16 protein-coding genes are annotated in these 26,057 nt (G+C 66.3%); 9 read left to right on the plus strand and 7 right to left on the minus strand.

Going from position 1 to position 26,057, the window contains the following annotated elements:
• Positions 1-13: 13 nt before the first annotated feature.
• Complete coding sequence (locus tag LMJ30_RS14910) at positions 14-910, minus strand: PilZ domain-containing protein (RefSeq protein ID WP_229433128.1); 897 nt, start codon at positions 908-910, stop codon at positions 14-16.
• A 381-nt stretch (positions 911-1,291) separates the two neighbouring features.
• On the opposite strand from LMJ30_RS14910, the gene LMJ30_RS14915 reads away from it, so the two are divergent.
• The 5 genes from LMJ30_RS14915 (at position 1,292) to LMJ30_RS14935 (ending at position 10,619) form a co-directional block, all read left to right on the plus strand.
• Positions 1,292-4,081, plus strand: coding sequence for an Ig-like domain-containing protein (locus LMJ30_RS14915; protein ID WP_229433129.1), 2,790 nt, complete (start codon positions 1,292-1,294; stop codon positions 4,079-4,081).
• 150 nt (positions 4,082-4,231) lie between these two features.
• Entirely contained in the window at positions 4,232-7,528 is a 3,297-nt protein-coding gene (locus LMJ30_RS14920) for an amidohydrolase family protein (protein WP_229433130.1), read from the plus strand.
• 404 nt (positions 7,529-7,932) lie between these two features.
• A complete protein-coding gene (locus tag LMJ30_RS14925; RefSeq protein WP_229433432.1) occupies positions 7,933-9,030 on the plus strand; it encodes a zinc-dependent alcohol dehydrogenase in 1,098 nt (365 codons plus the stop codon).
• A 9-nt stretch (positions 9,031-9,039) separates the two neighbouring features.
• Positions 9,040-9,564 (plus strand): hypothetical protein, encoded by a 525-nt coding sequence (locus LMJ30_RS14930; protein ID WP_229433131.1) that lies wholly within the window; start codon positions 9,040-9,042, stop codon positions 9,562-9,564.
• A gap of 128 nt (positions 9,565-9,692) precedes the next feature.
• Positions 9,693-10,619, plus strand: coding sequence for a cyanophycinase (locus LMJ30_RS14935; RefSeq protein ID WP_229433132.1), 927 nt, complete (start codon positions 9,693-9,695; stop codon positions 10,617-10,619).
• A 73-nt stretch (positions 10,620-10,692) separates the two neighbouring features.
• On the opposite strand, the gene LMJ30_RS14940 is transcribed toward LMJ30_RS14935, so the two are convergent.
• Positions 10,693-13,044, minus strand: coding sequence for a Mur ligase family protein (locus LMJ30_RS14940; protein WP_229433133.1), 2,352 nt, complete (start codon positions 13,042-13,044; stop codon positions 10,693-10,695).
• A gap of 26 nt (positions 13,045-13,070) precedes the next feature.
• Positions 13,071-14,540 carry an iron-containing redox enzyme family protein gene (locus LMJ30_RS14945; RefSeq protein WP_229433134.1) on the minus strand — a complete coding sequence of 490 codons (1,470 nt, stop codon included), beginning with the start codon at positions 14,538-14,540 and terminating at the stop codon, positions 13,071-13,073.
• A 313-nt stretch (positions 14,541-14,853) separates the two neighbouring features.
• Between LMJ30_RS14945 and LMJ30_RS14950 the strand changes: the two genes are divergently transcribed.
• Entirely contained in the window at positions 14,854-17,358 is a 2,505-nt protein-coding gene (locus LMJ30_RS14950) for a hybrid sensor histidine kinase/response regulator (protein WP_229433135.1), read from the plus strand.
• Here the strand turns inward: LMJ30_RS14950 and LMJ30_RS14955 are convergent, their stop codons facing one another.
• Positions 17,359-18,240, minus strand: coding sequence for an AEC family transporter (locus LMJ30_RS14955; RefSeq protein WP_229433136.1), 882 nt, complete (start codon positions 18,238-18,240; stop codon positions 17,359-17,361).
• A 199-nt stretch (positions 18,241-18,439) separates the two neighbouring features.
• Here LMJ30_RS14955 and LMJ30_RS14960 point away from each other — a divergent pair, with 199 nt between their 5' ends.
• A complete protein-coding gene (locus tag LMJ30_RS14960; protein WP_229433137.1) occupies positions 18,440-18,616 on the plus strand; it encodes a DUF3606 domain-containing protein in 177 nt (58 codons plus the stop codon).
• 80 nt (positions 18,617-18,696) lie between these two features.
• On the opposite strand, the gene LMJ30_RS14965 is transcribed toward LMJ30_RS14960, so the two are convergent.
• Entirely contained in the window at positions 18,697-19,041 is a 345-nt protein-coding gene (locus tag LMJ30_RS14965; RefSeq protein ID WP_229433138.1) for a KGG domain-containing protein, read from the minus strand.
• Between the two features lie 267 nt (positions 19,042-19,308).
• On the opposite strand from LMJ30_RS14965, the gene LMJ30_RS14970 reads away from it, so the two are divergent.
• Entirely contained in the window at positions 19,309-20,625 is a 1,317-nt protein-coding gene (locus tag LMJ30_RS14970) for a diguanylate cyclase domain-containing protein (RefSeq protein ID WP_229433139.1), read from the plus strand.
• On the opposite strand, the gene LMJ30_RS14975 is transcribed toward LMJ30_RS14970, so the two are convergent.
• A complete protein-coding gene (locus tag LMJ30_RS14975) occupies positions 20,622-21,464 on the minus strand; it encodes an alpha/beta hydrolase (RefSeq protein ID WP_229433140.1) in 843 nt (280 codons plus the stop codon). The genes LMJ30_RS14970 and LMJ30_RS14975 overlap by 4 nt on opposite strands.
• 159 nt (positions 21,465-21,623) lie before the next feature.
• On the opposite strand from LMJ30_RS14975, the gene LMJ30_RS14980 reads away from it, so the two are divergent.
• Positions 21,624-25,598, plus strand: coding sequence for a PAS domain-containing hybrid sensor histidine kinase/response regulator family protein (locus LMJ30_RS14980; protein WP_229433141.1), 3,975 nt, complete (start codon positions 21,624-21,626; stop codon positions 25,596-25,598).
• Here LMJ30_RS14980 and LMJ30_RS14985 read toward each other — a convergent pair.
• Positions 25,595-26,053: a universal stress protein gene (locus LMJ30_RS14985; RefSeq protein ID WP_229433142.1), complete on the minus strand. Its 459-nt coding sequence runs from the start codon at positions 26,051-26,053 to the stop codon at positions 25,595-25,597. The two genes, LMJ30_RS14980 and LMJ30_RS14985, sit on opposite strands and share 4 nt — an antisense overlap.
• Positions 26,054-26,057: the final 4 nt, after the last annotated feature.

Below are 26,057 nucleotides of genomic sequence, written 5' to 3' on the forward strand. Positions count from 1 at the left end.
TTCGGAGCCTGGACTAGGCTTCCGCCAGCTGCTCGTAAAGAAACGCTTTCAATGCAGCCGACACCGACTCGGCCGTCGTGTCCGAGAACTCGACGCCATAGCGCATCTGCTCCGACAGCTTTCCCTTGACGCTGCGAATCACGCAAGGCACGGAGAGCATCTGGGTTGCGTCGGCAAGCCGGGCCTGGAAGGTGATGGTCAGGGGCGACCCGGCCTGGCCAAGAAGCAGCCCGGTTTCCAGCGCGCAGCCGGAATCGGACAGGTTGGTGATCAAAGCTGGAAGCGCAGCGCCCTTGTCCAGCGTAATCGATGCCGGAATGCGCGCATTTACGCGCAAGGCCTGGCGGAACACCTTGGTCACCACCTTCTGCGGATAGCGCAGGAACAGGTGGCCGTTTGGCACCGCCGCGTAGCGCAGTAAGGTGGTCTTGAACATGCACAAGGTGCGGCCGAACAGCACCTGCACGGTAATCGGCATGCCTTCGAAATTCTTCCACTTGTTGTCGTCGCCCAGCCCAAGTGCCGGGGCCGATACGATCACCGACGACATGCCGATGCGGCCGTAGAAGTCGGCGTTGACGGTGCGAGGCTCGGTCTCGGCCGGCAGCTTGAAGGTGAGCACCACCGTTTCGGCGTTCTGCCGGAAGTACTTCAGCGGATCATTCGCGCGCGACGCGATCCTGGCGCTGAGTTCCTCGGAATCCATCTCGATCGAAGGCCGGCCCCGATCCGTTGCGGTACCAATGCGCACCGGCGTGGCCATCAGGAGCCGTTCCTGCACCAACTCGTCGGCAACCATGAAACCTGACGGCGCCAGCAGGTCTCCGGACGCGAGGAAAATCGGCCAGGGCAGGGCTGTGCCGACCGGAATGTCACTAGCGAATAGATAGACCAACTGTGTCGATGCCATTGCTGTGCCGCCAATTGTCAGGGAGGCGCGAATGTTACAGAACATTTGGCATTAGTGCAACATTTTCGCCTTTCAGCAGCAGTGCGGTAGTGCGCACTTTTTAACGTTTCGGGAGTTATTGTCTATATACAGACATTTTAGTGTTTCGCGCCACAAGGCGAAACACGGATGCCCTCGCGGGTTCGAGGTCGTGCCAGCCGGGGCAAGAAGTGGCGTCATAGGGAGCGGCATTACTGCTGAGAAAACTCTCTTTTGTTTTTGCCAAATTTATATCAATCCGATATCAATAGAGAAGGGAAATCGAATTTGTGACGTCATATTCCAGTCATGCATAGTTGACAGAATTCACCTGTAATTCTTTTCAACTTGACTGAGGAAATCATGCAGCGCGCAAAAACAAAAAAAATCATTCCACGGCTTGCTCTCCTGTTGGCGTTTTCGGCCAGCGCTGCTGGCCTCGCGTCCGAGATCGATCACCGTGAATTCGAAGCCACCTTGCATGTTCCGTACAAGGCTGAGCTGGCCGGCAACGGCGACACCGAGGCGCGCACCTTCACGCTGGCGTTCGATTATCCCTTCGTCGAGCGGGCCCAGGATGTCAGCTGGCGCGTTGAACTGCTGAGCCCGAATGGCGACGTGGTCCAGCGCTGGCACGGTGTCGAGCGAATGTTCACGAAGGGCGTGGATGTGCGCGTGCGCTGGGATGGGCGCAGCGGCTCAGCCCCGGTGGCTGACGGCGTCTACCAGGTGCGCATGCAGGCGCTGTCGCGCGACGCGGCCGGCGACGGCAAGGGCAAGCTTCCCGATGCGTCCGAATACGCGGTGGACCAGGCGCTGGCGGCAAGCGCCGACGAGCTGAAAGAGCAATCGTGGGAGATCCTGGTCGGCAAGGCGGCTGCACCGGCAATGCCAGCGTTCAAGGCGATGGACACAGGTCCTGCTTCGGCAGCGGCCCAGGCCAAGGCCAAGGGCGGCAAGGGCAAGGAGCCGCTGCCGGGAATGATGTCCGCGCCCGCCACGGCGTCGCTGCCGTACACGGTGTATTTCGCCAACCTGCACAGCCAGACCAATCACAGCGACGGCGGCGGCGCGCTGAGCACCTGTACCGGCTCGCAGGGCGCCCAGGCTGGCGCGTTTGGACCCACCGATGCCTTTGCCTACGCACGCGGGCGCGGCCTCGATATCCTGATGACGTCCGAGCACAACCATTATTACGACGGCTCCTCGGGCACCAACTCCTCCGCCAGTCCGGCTACCGCGATTGCCCTGTACCAGGCCGGCCTGTCGGCGGCGGCCAACTACAACGCCGCCAACCCGAACTTCCTTGGCGTGTACGGGCTGGAGTGGGGCGTGATCAGCAATGGCGGACACCTGAATATCCTGAACAGCCCTGAATTGCTCGCGTGGGAATACAACAGCAGCGGCCAGCTGCTCGGCGATACCCTGACCGCCAAGAACGATTACGCGAGCCTGTACACGCTGATGCGCCAGCGCGGCTGGGTCGGCCAGTTCAACCATCCGGAAGGCACCGGCCAGTTCCTCGTCAATGGCGTACCGCTTGGCTACACGCCCGATGGCGACGAAGCGATGGTGTTGTGCGAGGTGCTGAACACGTCGGCCTTCTCGACCAATACCACCGAAAGCGAAACCGGCCGCAGCACCTATGAGGGCGCCTGCAAGAAGGCGCTCGAGGCCGGTTTCCATATCGCCTTCAGCACCAACCAGGACAACCATTGCGCGAACTGGGGCGCGTCCTACACCAACCGCACCGGCGTCTTGATCCCAAGCGGCACGCCACTGACCCAGGCCAGCTTCATTGACGCGCTCAAGGCGCGCCGCGTGTTCGCCACGATGGACAAGAACTCGCAACTGGTGCTGACCGCCAACGGCCAGGTGATGGGTTCGCGCTTTACCAACAGCGGCCCGCTGAACCTGGTGGCCAACTACGCCAACACGGCAGGGCAAAGCGCGTCGACCGTCATCATCTATGAGGGGGTACCGGGCCGCAATGGCACCGTCACCCAGTTGTCGACCACGGCCAACACCACCATTACCCCATCCGTTGGCGAGCACTTCTATTACGCCAAGATTACCCAGGGCGACGGCAAGATCATCTGGTCAGCGCCGATCTGGGTGACCCAGACCAACTCCAGCGACACCACGCCGCCGGGCGTCACCGCGTCCGAGTCCGGCAGCAGCGGCACCATCACCCTGGGCGCGAACGCCAGCGACAACGTCGGCGTCACCCTGGTCGAGTTCTACATCGACAATGTGCTCAAGGCCAGCAGCAACATCGCCCCTTACTCGGCAAGCATCAACTCGACCACACTGGCCAACGGCACCCATAGCCTGGTCGCGAAAGCCTACGACGCCGCCGGCAATGTCGGCACGTCGGCGCCGGTCAGCTTCAGCGTCAGCAACAGCAGCGGCGACACGGTCGCGCCGACCGTCACCGCCAGCGAAAGCGGCAGCAGCGGCACGATTACCTTGTCGGCGTCGGCCAGCGATAACGTCGGCGTCAGCAAGGTCGAGTTCTACGTCGACGGTGCGCTGAAAGGTTCGGACACCAGTTCGCCGTACGCGATGACCTTGAATTCGACCACCTTGTCCAACGGCGCCCACACGTTGACGGCCAAGGCGTTCGATGCAGCAGGCAACAGCACGACTTCGGCGCCTGTCAACTTCAGCATCAGCAACGCCACCTCCCAGCAGTTGATCCTTAACAGCGGTTTCGAATCGGGCGCCGCGTCATGGACGGCAACGAGCGGCGTGATCACGTCGGATGCGTCGCAGCCTGCCTACAGCGGCAGCTGGAAAGCGTGGATGAACGGCTACGGGGCCACGCATACCGATACCCTGTACCAGCAGGTGGCGATCCCGTCGAGCGCTTCGAGCGCGACCCTGAAGTTCTGGCTCAAGGTCGATTCGAGCGAAACCACCACGACAACCGCCTACGACACCCTGAAGGTCCAGGTCCGTAACAGCAGCAACACCGTGCTTGCCACCCTGGCCACGTACAGCAACCTGAACAAGGGAAGCAGTTTCGTGCAGCGCAGTTTCGACCTCTCGGCGTACAAGGGCCAGACGGTGCGCATCTATTTCCTCGGTGTCGAAGGTTCGACTGTGCAAACCTCGTTCGTCATCGACGAAGTAACCGTTACCGCGCAGTAAGCATGGCGCCGCGTATGTACGCACAAAAGACCCGCTCCGGCGGGTTTTTCTTTGTATGCATCGGCAAACGCTCGATTTCCGTTCCCGTACGGAAGTAGAATGTGGAGCGGCAAGTATTGCCGCCATAAGAAAACGAGTTTAGGGAGCCATATGTTTACATTGCGCGCAGCCGCCATCGCTGCATTCCTCGCGTCATCCGCATCCCTGGCCGCCGCGGCCGATGCGCCCGCCGACGACAAGAAAAAATGGGACGTTAATAATCCGCCTGGCGCTGCCGGCAAAGTCAACATCGATACCCGTACCGGCACCTGGATGAGCGTCGATGTCAGCCCTGACGGCAAGAACATCGTGTTTGACCTGCTGGGCGACCTGTACATGCTGCCGATTGGCGGCGGCGAAGCGAAGCCGCTGACCCATTCGATGGCATGGGAGATGCAGGCGCGCTTTTCGCCGGACGGCAAGCAGCTGGCCTACATGTCGGACGCCGCTGGCGGCGACAACATCTGGGTGATGAATGTCGACGGCACCGGCGCGCGCGAAGTGAGCAAGGAAAAGTTCCGCCTGCTGAACAATCCGGTCTGGCACCCTAACGGCAACTACATTGCGGCACGCAAGCACTACTCGGGCACCCGTTCGCTGGGTTCGGGCGAGATCTGGATGTACCACGTGCAGGGCGGCGGCGGTGTCCAGCTCAATGAAAAACCGAACTGGCAAAAGGACCTGGGCGAACCGGCGTTCTCGCCGGACGGCCGCTACGTCTACTACTCGCAGGACACCACGCCGGGGACCGTTTTCGAGTACAACAAGAACTCGAACGACGAGATCTACAAGATTTTCCGCCGCGACCTGAAGAGCGAAAAGACCAAGGCCTTCGTCAGCGGCGCGGGCGGCGCGGTCCGTCCGACCCCTTCGCCTGACGGCAAGTACCTGGCGTTTGTGCGCCGCGTGCGCAATCAGTCGACGCTGTTCCTGAAAGACCTGACCACCGGTAAGGAAACGCCGGTATGGGGCGAGCTCGAGCGCGACATGCAGGAAGCCTGGGCGATCCACGGCGTGTATCCTGCCTTCAGCTGGATGCCGGGCAGCAAAGAGATCGTGGTCTGGGCCAAGGGCAAGATCTGGCGCGTCGATCCGTTCGCCAAGTCGGCCAAGGAAATCGCCTTCCACGTCAAGGACACCCGCGATATCCGCGAAGCGGTGCGCTTCAGCCATGCGGTTGCGCCAGAGTCCTTCGACGTGCGCCAGCTGCGCTGGTCCAACGTTGCGCCGCAAGGCAACAAGGTCGTCTATTCCGCGCTGGGCCACCTGTACGTGCGCGATTTGCCGAACGGCGAGCCGAAGCGCCTGACCAGGCAGTCCGACCACCTCGAATACTTCCCGAAGTTTTCGCGTGACGGCCAGCGCGTCGTGTTCACGACCTGGGACGACGACAAGCTGGGCTCGGTCCGCACGATCGACCTGCGCAGCGGCAAGGAAACCGTCCTGACCACCGTGCCAGGCAAGTACGTCGAGCCAGCGTTCTCGCCGGACGGCAAGGAAGTCGTCTATGTGAAGGGCGAAGGCCGCCACCTGATGACCCCGTGGCACGGCCTCGAGCCGGGCGTGTACAAGGTCGGCACCGACGGCAAGAGCAAGCCGGTGCTGATCACGGAAGAGGGCCGCGCGCCGCAGTTCGCCAACGACAGCAACCATGTCTATGTCACCCGCGTTGCCCGCTCGAACGAAGTCGATTCGATGACCTCGCTGGTGCGCATCCGCCTCGACAAGTACGAAGAGCACGCGGTCGCCAAGGGCGAGTTCGTGACCAACTTCGCCGTGTCGCCCGATGGCCAGTGGCTCGCTTACGGCGAGCGCTTCCACACCTGGGTCACGCCGCTGCCGCTGGCAGGCAAGGCCGTCACCATCGGCGAGAAGACCGAATCGCTGCCGGTGCGCCAGCTCGACGTCGACGCCGGTGAATACCTGCACTGGAACGGCAACAGCAGCGCGCTGCATTTCACGCTGGGCGACCAGCTGTACACCCGCGACATGAAGCTGGCCTTCGCACCGAGCGACGCCGACGCCAAGAAAGAGAAACTGCGCGCGGAAAGCGTGATGAAGCAGCCGGGCGTGAAGATCGGTTTCGCGGCCAGGTCATCGGTACCGCGCGGCACGGTCGTCATCGACGGCGCCCGCATCGTCACGATGAAGGGCGACGAAGTGATCGACAACGGCCGCATCGTGATCAAGGACAACCGCATCGCCGCCATCGGCAAGGCCGCCGATGTGGCAGCCCCGGCCGGCGCAACCCGCATCGATGCAGCCGGCAAGACAGTCATCCCTGGCCTGGTCGATGCGCACTGGCACGGCGCCATGGGCGAAGACGGCATGGTGCCGCAGCAGAGCTGGGTGGATTACGCCGGCCTCGCGTTTGGCGTGACCACCGTGCACGACCCGTCCAACGACACCGGCACCATCTTCACGCACAGCGAAATGCAGCGCACCGGCCAGCTGGTCGGCCCGCGCATCTACTCGACCGGTACCATCCTGTACGGCGCCAAGGGTAACTTCGCAGCGCCGGTCAACAGCCTGGACGACGCCATGACACACGTGCGCCGCCTGAAGGCGGGCGGCGCGATCAGCGTCAAGAGCTACAACCAGCCGCGCCGCGAACAGCGCCAGCAGATCCTCGAAGCTGCGCGCCAGACCGGCATGATGGTCGTGCCTGAAGGCGGTTCGCTGTTCCAGCACAACATGACGATGGTGGTCGACGGCCACACCGGCATCGAGCACTCGATTCCGGTCGAGAAGGCCTACGACGACGTCAAGCAGCTGTGGTCGCAGACCAAGGTCGGTTACACGCCGACCCTGGTGGTGTCCTACGGTGGCCTGGACGGCGAGCACTACTGGTATGCCCGCACCGATGTGTGGAAGCATCCTATCCTGTCGAAGTACGTGCCGAAATCGGTGCTTGAGCCGCGCAGCATCCGCCGTGAGACGGCGCCGGAAGAAGATTTCAACGTCTTCCGCGTCGCCCGTACCGCGACCGAACTGCAGCGCGTCGGCGTGCCTGTCAACATCGGCGCGCATGGCCAGCGTGAAGGCCTCGGCGCACACTGGGAAATGTGGTCGCTGGTCGGCGGCGGCATGACCCCGCTCGAGGCAATCCGCTCGGCGACCCTGAACGGCGCCCAGTACCTGGGCCTGGACAAGGATGTCGGCTCGCTCGAAGTGGGCAAGCTGGCCGACCTGGCCATCATCGACGGCGACGTCGTCAAAGACATCCGCCAGTCGGACCGTGTGACCCACGTGATGATCAACGGCCGCCTGTACGAGTCGGCGACGATGAACGAAGTCGGCGCCACCCCGAAGAAGCGCAAGCCGTTCTTCTTCGAGGGAGCCGACGGCGCGAACGCGCCGGTGCAGTCGAACACCCATAGCCACGGCCACGGGACTGACCGGCACTAACAGCATGCCTTAGTCATGCAACGGCCCGGAACGAGTTGCTCGTCCGGGCCGTTTTGTTTTTCCGCCTGCCTCGTCGTTCCCGCGCAGGCGGGAACCCATAACCCGCATGAGCCGGTGATATCTCTGGCGTTGCCGCTGAGTGTATGGGTTATAGGTTCCCGCCTTCGCGGGAACGACGTTTCCGCAGGGCGACAAAGCGGGCAATATTGTCATTTTCTTTCCGTGCGGGTATCGCCATCCGTCATTCTCTCCCGTAGTTTCTAGTTTGCGCTGTCCTGTACCTGGCGCCGGGTTCAACAACAAGCGAAGGGGAAGAATATGCTCGCCATGAACTACCGGGGACTTACCGCATCCGCGCGGACCATAAACCCGATCCCGTCATCGAACACCCGAACGACGCCATTATCCGCGTCACCAGGTCCTGCATCTGCGGCTCCGACCTGCACCTGTACCACGGCCTGATGCCCGACACCCGGGTCGGCAGCACCTTCGGGCATGAATTCACCGGCACCGTCGAAGAAATCGGCCCCGGCGTACAGAGCCTCAAGGTAGGCGACCAGGTGCTGGTTCCTTTCAATATCTTTTGCGGTGCATGCTTCTTCTGCGAGCGTGAGCTGTACGGCAACTGCCACAACACCAACCCTGAAGCCAGTGCCGTCGGCGCCATCTACGGCTACTCGCATACTGCCGGCGGCTATGACGGTGGCCAGGCCGAGTTCGTGCGCGTGCCGATGGCCGATGTCGGCCCCACCGTGATCCCGCCCGACATCCACGGCGACGATGCGGTACTGCTCACCGACGCGCTGCCGACCGGCTACCAGGCCGCGGAAATGGGCGACATCCAGGAAGGCGACACGGTGGTCGTGTTTGGCGCCGGCCCGGTGGGCATCTTTGCCGCCAAATCAGCGTGGCTGATGGGGGCGGGGCGGGTGATCGTGGTCGACCATGTCGACTACCGCCTCGAATTCGCCAGGCGCTATGCGCAGTGCGAGGTGGTCAACTTCAAGGACGTGCCGGACATGGCCTTGCATATCAAGAAGATGACCGACTGGCTTGGCGCTGACGTGTGCATCGACGCCGTCGGCTGCGAAGCGTCCGGCAGCGCAATGCAGAGCCTGGCGGGCCGCTACATGATGGTCCAGGCTGGCTCCGCGACCGCGCTGCACTGGGCGATCAACTCGGTGCGCAAGGGTGGCAATGTGTCGATTGTCGGTGTGTACGGCCCGACCTTCAATGCCGTGCCGATCGGTAACGCCCTGAACAAGGGGCTGACTTTGCGGATGAACCAGGCCAGCGTCAAGCGCCACTTGCCGCGACTGATCGAACACATCCAGGCTGGGCGCATCGATCCCAAGGCGATCATCACGCATCGCGTACCGCTTGAAGAGGTGGCCGACGCGTACCACATCTTCTCCAGCAAGCTCGATGACTGCATCAAGACCATCCTCATTCCGCCGCACGCCCGCGACGCGCGCGCGGTCGCTTCCAGCACCGTGCATTAAGGAGCCGCCATGGAACCAAGAGCCGACCTGACCCAGCACCGCGAACAGAATCCCCGCCCGCGGGTGGACGTCACCACCATCCAGGGCTGGGGCGCCGATCTCGACCGCAAAAACCGTCCGGCGGTGCCGATGGAGCACATGCCGCCGCGCCTGCCCCTCCATGGCACGCCCCCGGTGCAGCAGGCGCGCAAGGTGGAAGTGCTGGTGTCGCCCGAGCGGCCGCACGTCACGCCCTTGTTCGGCACCAGCGCGCCGCCGAAAGGGTTGAGCGGCGCGATCCGGCGTTTCGCCTACAAGCTGACCGAGAGCGATCTCCGCCACTGGCTGCTGCTGCTTGTCGCAGACCGGGTCAATGTCGTCGAAGGGATCGGCGAGGACCTCGCGCGCGGCAAGATCCCCAATATGTTGTCCGAGATGGGCATCAAGGCCGAGTGGGAGCATAACCGCGCCGGCCTGGTGAAAAAGGCGGCGCTGGCCGGCGCGGTGGCCGGCCTGGCTTATTACCTGATCGCCAGCCGCAGCAGGCGGCGCTGATAGCCCGGTCTTGGTCCCTTGTCAGTGGCGTCTTACATTCACTCGGCTATTTTCCCGCTACGTGCGTACTCTGCCGTTTTGCATAATCGGGTTCTGTGTCGGTCAACGGAATGCAGGGGCGGATAAGGATGAGTGATGAAAACAGGCGGCCAGCGATCGTCGCCGGGGATAAGCGCGACGAGACATCCCGCAATGGCCACCTGGTGATCATCGGCGGTGGCGAGGACCGCACCTACGCAAAGCAGATCCTCGGCCGTTTCATCGAACTGTCCGGCGGAACGGAGGCGAGCATCGTCGTCATCACCGCTGCCAGCGGTGTGTCCGACCACATGTGGGAGATCTACCAGCAGGCCTTCGGCGAGCTTGGGGTCATCGACGTCAGCCACCTGGCAATCGACTCGCGCCGTGACGCCAACAGCGAGCGTGCGGTCAGCATGCTGTCCGCCGCGGACGGCATCTTCATGACGGGCGGCGACCAGAAACGCTTGCTGGCGCTGATCGGCGCCACCGGTGTCGACCGGGCGCTGCACGTAGCGTTCAAGGAGCGCAACGCCTGCATCGGCGGGACGTCGGCGGGTGCATCGGCCATGTCCGGCCACATGCTGGCCAGGGGCGAGGCGGTGCTGCAGCCGGAAAAGGGCGCGGTCAGCATGGCCGCCGGCCTCGGGCTGGTGCAGCACGTGCTGATCGACCAGCACTTCTCGGAGCGGCAGCGCCTGGGCCGGCTGCTGACGGCCGTGGCACAGAATCCATACCTGCAGGGTGTCGGCATCGACGAGGACACGGCACTGGTCATCGAACGCGGCGCCGGCATCGAGATACTGGGCGAGGGCGCGGTCACGGTGATCGACGGCCGCCACATGCGCTCCAACCTGGCGCAGATCGCCCACCGTGAAAGCCCCGAGATGATCGACGTGCGGCTCCACCTGCTGCCTGCAGGTTCGCGCTACACCTTGCCGGCGGCCGGCGCGGCTGAGGATGACGATGCGGATGCGCTGCCATCCTCGATGCTCGATTTTCTGCGCAATGTCACCAAACGACAGCCGCTCTCATAGAAATCATCAGCCGGCGGTCGTTCCCGCGGAAGCGGGAACCCATACCCCTTCCGATCATCACGAAGGCGCGCCACTAAGCCAGCGTGGCATGGGTTCCCGCCTGCGCGGGAACGACGGTGGCGCCAGCGCAGGCCCGGCTGGCAATGGCCCGGGCCGAAGCGTGATCGATCTTCTCCAGTGCCTCGACCAGCGCGCCGACCGACGTCCCGCAGTAGACCAGCACATCGCCAGGTGAACAGAGCGCAAAGGCGCGGCGCAGTGCCTGCACGCGGTCATCCACGCCTTCGACCATGGCCGGATTGACACAGGCAGCCAGCGCCCCCTGGCGGATCAGCGCCGCGGCCTGGCCATAAGGCCGCCCACGGCTGGCGGACTCGTAGACCACCAGCTTGTCGAAGCCCTTGCCGCAAATGCGGCCCGTGTGGCCAAGCTCCTCGTCGCGGCGGTCCCCCGGCGACGTCACCACGCCCACCACCGCGCCTTGCGTCATGGCGCGCGCCATCTCGGCCAGCGATGCGTAGGCGGCCGGGTTGTGCGCGTAGTCGACCACCACCGTGATGCCGCGCACCTCGAACAGGTTGGTGCGCAGCGGGTTGGAGCGGGCGTCCGATACGAAGCTGGCCAGCCCCGCAATGACCTGCGCATCTTCGAAGCCGGCGCCAAGCAGGGCCGCCGCGGCGGCAAGGCTGTTGGCGATGTTATAGCGGGCGCGCCCGCCGAGGGTGCTGGGAACCGCGTCCACGGGCATCAGCACGCGCTTGTCCCGGCCGCGGGCGACCACCAGGTCCGCGCCATCGAGGTACAGCGCGCGGCCGCCGCTGCCAACGTGCGCGAGCACTGCCGCGTTGGCGGGATCGAGCGAGAAGTAAATCAGTTCGGCGCCATGCCCGATACGGCGCGCCATCGCGACGCAGTGCTGGTCGTCGGCGTTGAGCACGGCGGCGCCGCTGGCGCAGGCGGCCACCAGTTCCTTGACACGGGCGAGTTGCTCAACCGTCGCGACGCCTTCCATGCCCAGGTGGTCGTCCGAGACGTTCAGCACCACGCCGACCGTGCAGCGGTCGTAGGCGAGGCCGCGCTTGAGGATGCCGCCGCGCGCCGTCTCCAGCACCGCAAAGTCGACTTCGGGCGCGCTCAGCACCGCGCGGTGCGACCAGTAGCCGGTGCAGTCGCCCTGGGAAACCGTGTGCCCGCCGATCGACACGCCGTGCGTGGTCGTGTGCCCGGTGCGGCGTCCCGCCAGTTCGGCCGCGTGCGCGATCATCAGGGTGGTCGTGGTTTTCCCGTTGGTGCCGGTGACGGCGATGACGGGGATGCGGCCATCGCTGCCGGCACCGAACGCGTCGAGGAATTCGTCCACCTCGATGGCTGGCGCCATGCCGCGCAGCGGCACTGGCGCCTTTACCGCAATCACGGACGCCTCGCCAGGCGCGGCTTCGTTGTAGGCCAGTTCGACGGCGCCTTGTTCCAGCCCGAGCTTGGCGCTGGCCCGAGCGCACAGTGCTGCCAGGCCATCAGGGGCCATGACGGCGCCGGCTTCGCCGACATAGCGCGCGCCTTCCACCAGGCGTTCGATGGTGACGCGGCGCCCGAAGTGGCGCGCCGCGGCAAACGCCAGCGCCACTTCCTGCTCGGTGGCGCATTCGCTGATGCCGCCGTCGCCGGCGGCGGCGTCGCCCGGCATCACCAGCACGCTGCCCCCAAGGCGGCGCGCGACGCGCAGCGCGTCATCGAGGTTGTCGACGGTGCCGCCTGCCGGTATCGGCACGCAGGCTTCGTCGAGCAGCGCCCGCGTCAGCTGGCGGTCCTGGGCAATCCATGCGCCCATCAGCGCGCTGTCGTTGGGCAGGCGAGGGTGGTAGCGCCGCTGGCGGCTGCCCTGGCCGAGCTGGTAGAGCGCATCGTGTTCCGTAAGCCTTGTCGCCGGGATGCCGCGCTTGCGCGCCCCTTGCAGCACCGCGGCCGTCAGGGGATCGATGCGGTAGCTTTCGGACTGCCTGACCAGCTGCTCGAACGGCGTGGCGTAGTCGAACGGCAGGCCGTGGGCCAGCGCATCGACCAGGTACACCGCCAGCGAAAACGCCGACTGCGCGATGTGTTCGATCTGGTAGGCGCACACGACCCGGCGCAGCGAGCTGGGGCCCTCCGCCAGCGAGGTCTCGCAGAATTCCGCGGGCGCGCCTGCCAGGCATTGGAGCTCCAGCGTCAGGTGCGCGACCAGTGACGCTGCGTCGGCGCCCGGCGGCAGCGGCGACAGGCAGCGTTCGCGCAGGGTCGGAACCAGCGCGTGCACGCGCTCCATCACGGCCGCCAGGTCGGAGGGCGCGGCGAATTCAAGGTCCTCGAGGTCGATCAGGCCGAGGATGCACGGGAAGCGCGCATACAGGTTCGCGCCGCGCAGCAGGCGTTGTTGAAGGATCTTCACATTGATGCTTCCTGTGTATGGGCAGTTCAGGCGTCGAGCAGCTGGGCAAACATCCGGGTGGCCATCATGCCGACCGGCGTATGGTGGCGCGATGGCGCAAGGGCCTCGCCCAGCAGCGCCATGGCCGCGTCTTTACCGCCGCATTCGGCGACCTTTTGTTCGAATGCGCGCAGGGCGTTCTGCCCGCCCGCCGCGCCGTCGTTGGCGGCATGGCCCCAATGGCGGATCACGCCGCGCACTGCAGTCGGGCGCGGTTGCGCGGCGCCCGCCAGGTCGCGCAGGTTGCGCTGGCGCGCCCGGTAGCTGGGCTCGCGGCGCGCGGGGGCGGCGCCGTCCGGGGCCTGTTCGATCCAGTCGCGCAGCACCTGCAGTTCGTAGGGGCTGAAGACGCCGAACATCTCGGCGCGCGGGCCCGATACCAGTCCCCAGAAGCGGCTGGCGCCGGCGTCTTCGCCGCGCCTGATCCAGCCGGCGCGCTCCATCGCATGGAGGAAGGGCCCGATGTCATCGGGGGAGGCCAGCCACGCGCTGACAGGCTTGCCTTCGATGCGGCAGTAGTCCGAGTGCATGTCCTTGCCGATGACGCTCTTGTCCGCCAGCAGTCGCTTGAGTTCGGTGTCGATGTCGAACGAGGCGATCACCGAGGTGGTGCAGGCGCCCAGTTCATTGAGCCGGTAGCCGTTCAGCACGCGCTGGTAGAAGGCGCCAGGGTCGTCGGCACGCGCCAGCATGGCCTGCAGCGATGCAATCGCTTTGTGCGCATGGCCGTTCGAGCCGTTGTCGACAGTGACGTGCAAGGTGAAGTAGTAGGGATCGATGCCGAGTTCGTTCAGCTCGTAGGAAGTGATCAGCAGGTGCAGCGGCAACTGCTCGTAGCCGAGGTTGTAGCCGATCAGCTCGGGCAGGAAGCGGTCTGCTTCGGCTGCCAGCGCGAGCTGGATCGCGCCCTGTTCAAAGTGCTCGTCGGACAGGTCGTGCCATTGGTCGCAGCCATGCGTGGCCAGCAGCGCCTGGTAAATCGCGACGTGGTTCTTGTCGGCAACACCATCGCCCAGTTCTTCGAGGTAGGTGCGGATCAGGCAGTGGAAAGCGACGTCCTGCCAGCGCGGCAGCAGGCCGAACAGCCAGGCGCCATCGACCAGCTTGGTCGGGGCCACGGCGCGCAGGAAGTGGAGGGCGGCGGCCTTGCTGGCAAAGTACTGGCGCGGTGCGCCGGCCTTGCGCCGCGCAAGATACTGCTGGTAAGCCGAACCGACGTCGAGCACGTGGCGTTGCGACCAGCCCTCGAGCTGGGCGGGGTCTGCGGGCAGGTCGGCCGGGAGCGACGCGGCCTGGACCAGGCGGCGCGCGAGGAAGCTGCTTGCCGCCTCAGGCTGGTGGTCGAGGCCGCGGCTCATCGCCAGGTACATGGATTTTGCGCTGGCCGCGTCGTACGCGGGTTCGGCGCATGGCGCGGCTTGCGCTGCTTCGCGCACAGGCATCGGCATAGTGATCATTGAGGCAGGGACATCCGTAATGTGGGCATGGCAGGATTGTCCCCTTGTGTGCGCTTTCCAGCCATCAGTACGCGTGCCCAGCATGCGTAAGAGGATGCCTACGCGGCATCTTTCTTCTGGGCATGAGACCGCTGCCGCGTCCAGCGTGGGGCTAATCGGAAAAGCGTTCAGTTAGGTGACGCACGCTAAGTTGTAAATACCGGGACTTTTTGGTCCCTGCCTATGTCAAATGCTATTTGAATAATGTTAATATCGATTCCCCGGCCACAGTTCTACCGGCGATGCGGGCATTCTTACCTGGCGAGCACAGATCATGGAAAACGCACAGCGTCCGAGTTTCGACTTCCTGTCGCACGGCGGGGAAATGGGCGCGCTGATGCGCGCCAAAAACTGGGACGACTCCCTGCTCGGCCCCACCGACGGCTGGCCGCCTTTGCTCAAAAGCATAGTCCGGGTGATGCTGTCTTCCAGCCACCCGATGTTCCTGTGGTGGGGCCCCGAGCTGGTCCAGTTTTACAACGACGCGTATTCCACCACCATGGGCCCGGAGCGCCACCCTTGCGCGCTGGGGCAGCGCGGGCGCGAGTGCTGGGAGGAGATCTGGCCGATCATCGGCCCCCAGATCGACTTCGTCATGGCGGGCAAAGGCTCGACCTGGAACGTCGACCAGCTGGTGCCGGTCACCCGCCACGGCAGGCGCGAGGATGTCTGGTGGACCTACGGCTACAGCCCGGTCGAGGACAATGACGGCGTCCAGGGGGTGCTGGTGGTCTGCAACGATGTCACCGCCCAGCACAACGCCAAGGCCGAGCTGGAGCAGGCCAACCTTGCCCTCACCGAGCAGATCTGCCAGCGCGAGCAGGCCCAGCGCATCGAAGCGCTACAGGCGGCGCAACTGCTGGCCGCCGAGCAGGCCCTGCACCAGCAGCACGAAGCCGAAGGCGAGCGGCTGCGCGCCCTGTTCCAGCAGGCGCCCGGTTTCATGTGCATCCTGCGCGGACCCGACATGGTGTACGAGTTCGCCAATGCCGCCTATACCCGCTTCATCGGGGGCCGCGACACGATCGGCAAACCGATCCGCGACGCCTTGCCTGAGCTCCAGGGCCAGGGTTTCTTTGAACTGCTCGATGGCGTGTACCAGACCGGCAAGCCGTTTGCCGCCAGCGACGTGACCCTGTTGCTGCGCAAGGCGCCACACGGCCCGGTCAGCCAGGTGTATTGCGATTTCGTGTACCAGCCGATCCTGACGAACGGCGAGGTCAGCGGCATTTTCGTCGAGGGATTCGACGCCACCGAGCGGGTCATGGCCAAGCAGGCGCTCGAGCGCAGCGAACTGCGCCTGCGCGAAGGCATGAAAGTGGCGCGGATGGTGGTGTGGGACTGGATTCTCGCCACCAATGAGGTCATTTTCTCGGAAAACGCGGCGGAGCTGTTCGGCGCCAACTGGACCAGCATGCACCAGGTATGGGGCGCGATCGATCCGGCCGACATGAAACGCATGGACCAGGCGCGCCGCGCCGCGCTGGCGCGCAACGGCACCTACGGCGACATCATCCGCCTGGTGCGCCCCGATAACGGCGAACTGGTCTGGCTGCAGGTGTACGGCACCGTGGTGCCCGATGCGGGCGGGGTGCCGCGCTGGATCCGCGGCGTGTCGATCGACATCACCGCGCGCAAGCGCGCCGAGGAGTCGCTGCGCGAGGCCGGCCGCCACAAGGACGAATTCCTGGCGATGCTGTCGCACGAGCTGCGCAATCCGCTGGCCCCGATCCGCTCGGCGGCCCACCTGCTCGGCATGGCGCCCGACAATGTCGCGCGGGTCAGGCAGTCGAGCGCCATCATCGAGCGCCAGGTCAACCACATGACCAGCCTGATCAACGACCTGCTGGACGTGTCGCGGGTCAATACCGGGCTGGTGGTGCTGGAAAAGGACATCCTCGACCTGCACCAGGTGGTGCTTGAATCGCTCGAGCAAACCCAGCCGCTGATCCAGGAGCGTGGCCACCACATTAGCGTGCAGGCGCCGGCGGAGGGCGAGGTGGCGGTGTGGGCCGACCGCAAGCGCCTGGTGCAGGTGCTGACCAACCTGCTGCATAACGCCGCCAAGTACACCCCGCCGGGCGGGCGCCTGGCGCTGGACGTCGTGGCGCACGCGTCCGCGCTGGAAATCCATGTGCGCGACAACGGCATTGGCATCGACGCCGCGCTGCTGCCCCACGTCTTCGAGCTGTTCACCCAGCAGAAGCGCTCGCCCGACCGCTCCCAGGGCGGGCTCGGACTGGGGCTGGCGCTGGTGCGCAGCCTGGTATCGCTGCATGACGGGCACGTCACTGTCGTCAGCGACGGCAAGGATACGGGCAGTGTCTTCTCGGTGTATCTGCCGCGCCACGTCGGGGCCGGGCCTGGCCGCGACGGCGAGGCGGGCGGCGAACCTGGCGCCGGCGCGCTGCGCGTGCTGGTGGTGGACGATAACGAGGACGCCGCCAATGCGATGGCGATGCTGCTGCGGCTGGCGGGCTATGCGGTCATGATCGAACACGATCCGGACCGCGTGCTCGACGAGGCCGCCCACTTCGCGCCCCACGCCTGCCTGATCGATATCGGGCTGCCGGGCATGGACGGCAACGAGCTGGCGCGGCGCCTGCGCGCCGCCTCCGGCCAGGCCACGCTGATTGCGCTGACCGGCCACTCCAGCCGCTTCGGCCGCGACAGCGCGCTGGCCGCCGGTTTCGACCATTACTTTGTCAAGCCGGCCGATACCGCCCGGCTGTTCGAACTGCTGGCGTCGCTCTATCCGGCGGCGCGCATGGTGGCCTGACTACAGGCGTTGCAGCAGCCACAGCCATGCAGGCAGGGTGGCCATGCAGGCGATGCTCGACAGCAGGATCGACGAGCTGGCGGCGCCGGGGTCCTGCCCTTCGGCACGCACCACTAGCGCTGCGTTCACCCCGACCGGGCAGGCCGACAGCACCACCAGCACCGCCACCGCGTCGGGCGCCAGCCCAAACACGTAAAACCCCAGCACCAGCACCAGCAAGGGAAGCACGGCCAGCTTGGCCGTGGCGATCGTGGCCGTCTCGGCGATCCGCTGCCAGCGCAGGCCCGCCAGCGACGCGCCCAGCACCAGCAGCGCGCACGGCAGGGCCGCGTCCGCGAGCATGGCGAGCAGGCGGGTGATGGGCTGGGGCAGCGCCAGGCCGGACAGGTTCAGCGCAAAGCCGAGGAACAGGCTGGCCACGATGGGGTTCAGGGCGGCGGCGCGCAGCGAGCGCAGCATGCCGGCGCCCTGGCGGCCGCGCCGCGCCATGATGTAGTACAGGCTGAACCCGGCCAGGCTATGGAAGGCGATCACCGGGAACGCATGGCGCAGGCTGTCTTCGCCAAACACCTGGACCAGCACCGGAATGCCGACGAAGGCATTGTTCGAATAAGTGGCTGCCAGTGCCCGCGAGGCGCTGCGGGCCTGGTCGCGGCCGCTGAAGGCAAGTAGCAGGAACAGCGACACCAGCGGCAGGTAAAACGCGGCCAGCGGGCGCCATGGCAGCGCGTCGGGCAGGGCGCTGTGGTAGGCGCCATTGAGCAGCAGCGCCGGCAGCAGCAGCTTGACCGTCAGTGCCGCCGCCCCTTCAGGCCAGCCAGGCGCAAGATAGCCGGTGCGCGCGAGCGCCCAGCCGCCTGCGGCGAGGAGAAACAAGGGCATCAGCAGCGCTAACAGCAAGGTGGCCCCGGGACGAGGTGGCGAAGGCGCCATTGTAGCGGCTGCGGGCCGCCGGGTCTGCAGCTTCGACGGTTCGCTGGCGTACCGACGGGGCAATTGTGCGTGATTAACTTTCTGATGGGCAGGACATGCCGAAGACGGCGCGAGGCGCCCCGATTATTGCTGAAACGAGGAGGACAACATGGCTGACAATCTTAACAACCGCGGACCGCAGGATGCCAGCAAGGTGAATGTGGGTGAGGACTGGGAAGTTGCTTACTGGACCAAAAAGTTCGGCGTCAGCGCCGAGGAACTGAAGCAGGCAGTCAAGCAGGTCGGCACCAGTGCCGAAGCGATCGGCAAGCACTTTAACAAATAAGCGCCTGAACCAAGAAACGCCGCCGCAAAGGGTGTGCGGCGGCGTTTCGTCGTGCCGCTTATGGCTGGGCCACGCCCCGCTTAGCGCGAGCCGCCTTTGGCGCCGCCGCCCGAACCGCTACCGGCGTTCGACTGGTTGCCGCCACCCGACTTGCCGCCGGAATTATCCGCACCGCTCTGGCGGTTGCCGCCGCCGTGGCTGAGCTTGCCAGCCTCGCGTGCTTCTTCCGACGTGAATTGATGGGCGTTGCCCGATGCGTGAGCAGCGCGACCGCCTTCGGAGGCGATTTCCCGCTGCCGTTGCGGGTCCATCGAAGCGAAGCCGCGGTTGCTGGTGTCGCTCTGCTTGTTACCGCGGCCGCCACCCTGGTTGCCGCCGGATTGCTTGTTGCCGCCCTTGTTGCCGCCTTGCTTATTGGTAGCCATCTTGATCTCCTGTTTCTATTTGGTTTGTTCCCGCTACCGGCCGCCCCGCATGCGGCAGGGGCGGCATGGCGTGTAGCAGAGATTGCATGGTAAGTGATCGAAATTCGGATTAAAGTAGGAGAAGTGGCGGCGCGCATGTAGGACGCTGTAAATCGCCGGGCCCGCGTTTTTGCAACATTTCACGCGGTCAAGCTGGCATGGATGAGTTTGGAACGGATGCCGTGCCGACAGGTCAAACACAACATGTCCGCCATTGGCGAGGTCTGCATGAAACTGGCGCAATTCATCCGGTCCGGCATCGAGCCCATCCTCGACGAATGGGAGCACCAGGCCAGGCAAATGCCGTCGGCGCGCGAGCTCGATGGGCGCGCCTTGCGCAAGCACGCGCGCGGGATGCTGCAGGTGATCGCCGACTACGTCGAATGCGGGCCGGGCGCGGATCAGTCCTGCGCGGGCGGCATGGGCAACTGCGGCGCCGTCGAGAGCCACGCGGCGCGCCATGGGGCGGTGCGGCTTGCCCAGGGCTTTTCAGTCAACGATGCGGTGGCTGAATTCCGCGCGCTGCGCGCGGCCGTGATGGCGCTGTGGACCGAGCGTGGCGGCTGCGCCGACGCCGCCGCTGAAATCACCCGCTTCAACGAGGCGGTCGACCAGGCTGTGGCCGACGCGCTGGCGCGCTACGCGGCGCTGCGCGACTACCAGTCGCGGCTGTTCGATGCGCTGCTGTCGAGTTCACCGGACCTGGCCTTCATCATCGACCCGCACGGGCGCATCATCTATGCCAACCGGGCCTTTGCCAGGCACCTGCGGGTCGAGGCGGACCAGCTTCCCGGCGCCGATTTCTTTGCACTGGCCGCCGCATTCGCGCCCGAAATCGACGTGCACGTGGCCCATGTGCTGCAGGCCCAGGCGACCCATCGCGGCGAACTGACATTCACCCTCGCACCGGGCCGTTACAAGACCTATGAATACCTGCTGGTGCCGGTGCTCGACCCGCAAGGCCGCAGCGAGGCGGTGGCCGGCACCGCGCGCGACGTCACCGAACGCAAGGAGGTCGAGGACCGGATCCGCCGCAGCGCCAATTACGACCACCTGACCGGCCTGCCGAACCGCAGCCTGTTCCGCGAGCGGATCGAGCACGAGATCAAGCACGCGGCCCGTACCGGGTTGCCGCTGGCACTGCTGTTCCTCGACCTCGACGGCTTCAAGGACGTCAACGACAAGCTTGGGCACGAGGCGGGCGACCAGCTGCTGCAGGAAGTGGCCCACCGCATCAGCGCCTGCGTGCGCGACACCGACACGGTGGCGCGCCTGGGCGGCGATGAATTCACGGTGGTGCTGACCGAAGTGACGCAGCCGGCCAAGGTCGATTCGCTGTGCGCCAAGATGCTGGCGGCGCTGGAAAAGCCGTTTGTGCTCGAAGCAGGGGAGGCGCGCGTTTCGGCCAGCATCGGCATCACCCTGTATCCGGGCGGCGCCGCCAGTCCCGACGAACTGCTGCGCCAGGCCGATGCCGCCATGTACGCGGCCAAGAACGCGGGCCGCAACCGCTATCACTTCTTTGCGGCCCGGCCGCCCGTCTAGCTGCTGCGCGCGAGCGCGAACTGGGACGCGAGGAAGCCTGCGATCTTGTCCTGGGTGGCAGGCAGGTAGGGGATGTTCAGGTGGTCGGAATCGGGAATGATTTCGTCCAGCTGCAGCCGGCCCAGCTTGGACACCAGCAGGTCGGTGTGCGAATGCGGCACCACGTCGTCGCTGGCGGCGCGCACCACGTAGGTGGGGGCCTTCAGCTCGGCCGCGTACTTGACCGATTCGAAACGGTGGCGCAGCACGAAGCTGACCGGCACCGCGCGGAAGCGGCGCTGGGCGATCGCCAGGATCGAGTCGTAGGGCGTGATCAGCACCACCGAATGCACCGGCCGCTGCATCGCGACCTGCACCGCCACGCCGGAACCGAGGCTGCGCCCGACCACGGCCACGCGGGCCGGGTCGACATGGCTGCGCGCGGCCAGCCAGTCGAACAGCATGCAGCCGTCTTCGACCATGTGGTTCTCGGCCGGGTCGCCCTGCGAGTCGCCGTAGCCGCGGTAATTCACCGCCAGTACCGCCATGCCGGGGAACAGCTTGCCGGCGTCGCGGGCCACCCACGACACTTCTTCCGAACGGCCGCCGAAGTACACGACCGCCGGGTGCGGGCCGACCACGGCCGGCTTCATCAGCCAGCCGGACAGCCTGGTGCCGTCGGCGGCGCGCAAGGTCACCAGGCGGGTGCGGTGGCCGCTGCTGCGCGGACTGGCCACTTCGCGCTTGATGGTCGGGTTGAAGACCAGCCGGCGCTGGCTGGCCGCAATCGCGGCGGTAAAGCCGACCCACAGCACGCTGGCGATGCCGGCAATGCCGGCCACTTTTCGGGAATTGTTCATATGCACCAGTCTATCCGGCTTCAGGGCTGTGCACCATGGCGCGCGCAGCCGTGCGCGCATCCTTGCGCTAACCCAGCTATTTAGTACCGCGCATACAACAGTCCGCGTGCGCGCGCATGCCTGTGGTAACCTTTTCTGCCTAACTATTAGTCGGCAAACATGAAAAAACTGGTGACTTCGGCAGACCAGCTCGCTGGCATGTTTGTCGGACTTCTTGGCCTGGTTGTGGCGGCCGCGTGGGTGTTCCGGATCGACGCCGTCGCCACGCTGGTGCCCGGCGCGTCGAAGATGGGTATCATCTCGCCGGTGCTGTTCATGGCCGCCGGTTTTTGCTGCTACTTCGCACTGCGCCGCGGGCGCCCCGGTTCGGCGCTGGACCGGGCCTGGCGGATACTGGCCGCGCTGGTGCTGGTGGCGCCGGCGCTGGTGCTGGCCCAGCACATCTTCGACGTCAGCTTCGGCATCGACTTGGTGCGCGTGCCGACCGCCCCCACCCCCGAGCGGCCGTACCCCGGCCGAATGGCCCCCAACACCTGTTTCGCCTTCATCCTGGCCGGCATCGCGCTGCACATGGCGCGCGCGCCCGCGCCCGGGCGCCTCCGGCTTGCGGCGCTGTCGGCCTGCGCGCTGCTGGTCACGCTGATCGGCACCGGTGCTTTGCTCGGCTACATCCTCAAGCTCGAGATGATGTACCGGGTGGCTGCGGCCAACGTGATGCAGCCGCCGACCGCGGCCGGCATGATCATGCTGGGCATCGGCTTGTGGTCGGTGCGCTCGGCGCATGTGGCGGCGCTGCGCGGGCCGGTCAGCAGCGAAGCGCGCATCACCTGGCGCGCGCTCGCTGTCGTCACCGTGGTGGCGCTCAGCGCCGGCGCCGCCGGCTTTGCCGCCATGCGCGACAGTTATGAAGATTCGCTGTCCGCCAACATGATGGTGGCCGCCAGCACCAGTGCCGACGCGATCGCCAACACCCTGGACGTGAGGCGGCGCATGATGGAAGACATCACGCAGCGCAGCGCCCTGGGCCAGGTGCTGGCCCAGCCCGATGGCCCAGGGCGCAAGGCGCGCCTGCAGCAGCTGGCGCGGGAGATGCTAAGTGTCGAGGTCGCCGGGGTCCAGGTATTCGGTCGCGGCGGCGAGCTGCTCGCCAATGCCGGCGTGCTGGCGCAGCAAAATGGCAACGTGCGCCATCCGCTGGTCGTCGGCGGGCAGCCGGGCGCGCTGATGTGGGACGGCGGCTACGTGCTGCGCACCGAGCACGAGGTGCGCGACGGCGCCGCGGTGGTGGGGCGGGTGGCCGGGGAACGGCGCCTGGCGCTGCTTGACCGGGTGCTCGGGTCGATCCGGGCCTCCGGCAGTTCCGACATCCTGCTGTGCCACCGCGCCGGCGCCGATGTGCTGTGCGCATCGACCCGGTTCTACCAGAAGCCGCTGCAGGTCCCGATGTTCAAGCCGGACACCAGTTTGCACCAGCCGATCAGCCATGCGCTGGCCGGCCGCAGTGGCGTAACCGGCGCGCGCGACCTGCGCGGCGCGCCGGCGCTGGCGGCCTACACGCCGGTGCGCGGTTTCGGCCTTGGCCTGGTGGTCAAGAACGACATCGCCACCCTGTACGCGCCGCTGCGCGAGCGCACCAACATGCTGCTGCTGGCGCTGGCGGTACTGGTGGCGCTGGGCGCCTCGGCCCTGCTGTTCCAGGTGCGGCCGCTGCTGGCCCAGCTGGTGCGCGAGCAGCGCCGCACCCGCGTCATCCTGGAAAACTCGAACGACGCGTTTGTGGCGATCGGCATCGACGGCCGCATCACCGACTGGAACACCCAGGCCGAGCGCACGTTCGGCTGGAGCACGGCCGAAGCCATCGGCCGCGACATGGCCGAGCTGATCATCCCGCCGGCCCTGCGCGAGGCCCACAACGAAGGCTTCGCGCGCTTTGCCCTGACCGGCACCGGAAAGATCGTCAACACCCGTCTCGAGGTGATGGCGCTGCGGCGCGACGGCCGCGAGATTCCGGTCGAACTGTCGATCGCCGGCTTCCACAACGGCGCCGGCTACGTCGCCAATGCCTTCATGCGCGATATCACCGAGCGGCGCCGGCTGTCCACGGAGGTGGCGGCGCGCGCCACCGAGCTGGAACATGAGCGCGACCGCGCCGAGGCGGCCAGCCGCGCCAAGGGGGAATTCGTGGCCAACATGAGCCACGAGCTGCGCACGCCGATGAACGCGGTGCTCGGCATGGCCCACCTGCTGTCGCTGACCGAGCTGAAGGACGAACAGAAGCGCTACCTCGAGATGATCCGCGATTCGGGCCGTTCGCTGCTCGGGATCATGAACGACATCCTCGATTTTTCGAAGGTCGAGGCCGGGCGCATGGAGCTCGACCAGGGCAGCTTCCTGCTGTGCGACGTGCTGGGCGCGGTGGCCACCATCATGAGCGTGAACGCGGGCGACAAGGACATCGAACTGGCGATCGGCATCGACCCGGACGTGCCGCACCGGCTGTGCGGCGACGCCATGCGCCTGCAGCAGGTGCTGGTCAACCTCGCCAGCAACGCGATCAAGTTCACCGAACACGGCGAAGTCAGCGTGCTGGTCGAGCTGCTGGCGCGCGACAGCGGCCACGCCACCTTGCAGGTGCGGGTGCGCGACACCGGCATCGGCATCGCCGAATCGCACCGCGCGCTGCTGTTCTCGCCGTTTACGCAGGGCGACTCGTCGACCACGCGGCGCTTTGGCGGCACCGGCCTGGGCCTGGCGATTTCGCGCCACCTGGTCGACCTGATGCAAGGCTCGATCGCGTTCGACAGCGAACTCGGACGCGGCAGCGAATTCCGGGTCGCGCTGCCGCTGCGGATCGAAGGCGAAGGGGGTGACGACAGCCGCCCGCGCGCCGGCGCCATGGCCGCGTTGCGGCTGCTGGTGGTGGACGACCACCCGACCAGCCGCGACTACCTCGAACGGACGATCAGGAGCTGGGGCTGGGAAGCGCGCTGCGCGGACTCGGGCGAACAGGCGCTGGCCCTGGTGCGCCAGGCGGGCGTTACTTTCGACGCCGTGCTGGTCGACTGGCAGATGGCCGGCATGGATGGGGTGCGTACGATGGAATCGATCCGCAACATCGCCGGCCGCGGGCGCCTGCCAGTGGTGTTGATGGCCAATGCCTACAGCCGCGGCAAGCTCGATGAGGCCGCGCCCGCGGCGCGCGCCGACGCCATCCTCAGCAAGCCCGTCACCGCCACCATCCTGTACGACACCCTCAACGAAGTGCTGGTCCAGCGCGTGCGCACGACGGGCCGCGAACCTCGCGCGCAGGCGGCCAACGCGCTGGCCCGGTTGAACGGGGCGCGCTTGCTGATGGCCGAGGATAATGAACTGAACCAGGCTGTCGCGCGCGGCATCCTCGAACAGGCCGGCGCCCAGCTCGAGATCGTCGGCGACGGGGCCCAGGCGGTGGCGCGGCTGGAGGCGACGCCAGGCGGCTACGACATGGTCCTGATGGATATACAAATGCCGGTCATGGACGGCTACGCGGCCACCCGCCGCATCCGCGAGCAGCTCGGCCTCACGCTGCCGATCCTGGCGATCACCGCCGGCGTGACCGAACCCGAGCGCGCCAGCTACCTCGAAGCCGGCATGGATGACCTGATCACCAAGCCGGTCGACGCCGACCAGATGGTGGCGGCGATCGCGCGCTACCTGAACCGGCGCCAGCGTTTCGCCCCTGCGCCCGCAGGCGCCGCACCTGCCGCGGCGCCTGCGGGCGACCTGCCGGTGCTTGGCATCGAGCCGCTGGTGGCGCTGGCGCGCGGCCACCACGACCGGCTTGCCGGCGTCGCCCACCTGCTGCAGCGGGTGGTAGACGATGCGGGCAGGGAGTTCGCGCAGGCACGCGCGAGCTGGCGCGGCGGCGATGAGGAAGCGGCGGCCAGGATGCTGCACGCGCTGCGCGGCGGCGTTGGCAGCATTGGCGCCAAGCGCTTCGCGCAGGCGTCGCAGGTGCTGGAGCAGGAAATCAGGGAGGCGCGCCCGCGCGACCAGCTTGAACGCAGCTTCAGCCAGGCGGGATCCGAACTCGAAGCCGCGCTGGACGCTGCGCGCGCCTGGCTGGCCAGCTACCGCGCCGGCGGGGCCGGCTAGATGCGTTCGGCCAGCGGCGGGCGGAACACCATCACCGGCACCGGCGCATAGGCCAGCACCTTCTGGGTTTCGCTGCCGGCCAGCAGGCGGCCGATGCCGCGCCGGCCATGCGAGGCCATGAAGATCACATCGCAATGGTGCCTGGCCGCCGCGGCGATGATTTCCTCGTGCGGATGGAACGACAGCGCCACTTCGGTGGTGCAGGGCACGCCGGCCTGGCTTGCCGCGTCGGCCACGCGGGCGACGCGCTGGCGCGCCAGCTCCTGCAGTTCGCGGCTGTCGAGGCCCCCATCGAGCACCAGGGCGCCGTCCACCACCGGCACCACCGGGTAGGGCTCGGCCACCGACAGCGCGACGATGCGCGCGCCGCAGCAGCGCGCGAAGCCGATGGCCGCTTCCACCGCCATCTGCGAGATCTCCGAACCGTCGGTCGGCACCAGCAGGGTCTTGAACATGTGG

It is taken from the genome of Massilia agrisoli, assembly GCF_020831365.1.
In the GTDB taxonomy this organism is placed as follows: Bacteria; Pseudomonadota; Gammaproteobacteria; order Burkholderiales; family Burkholderiaceae_D; genus Telluria_A; species Telluria_A agrisoli.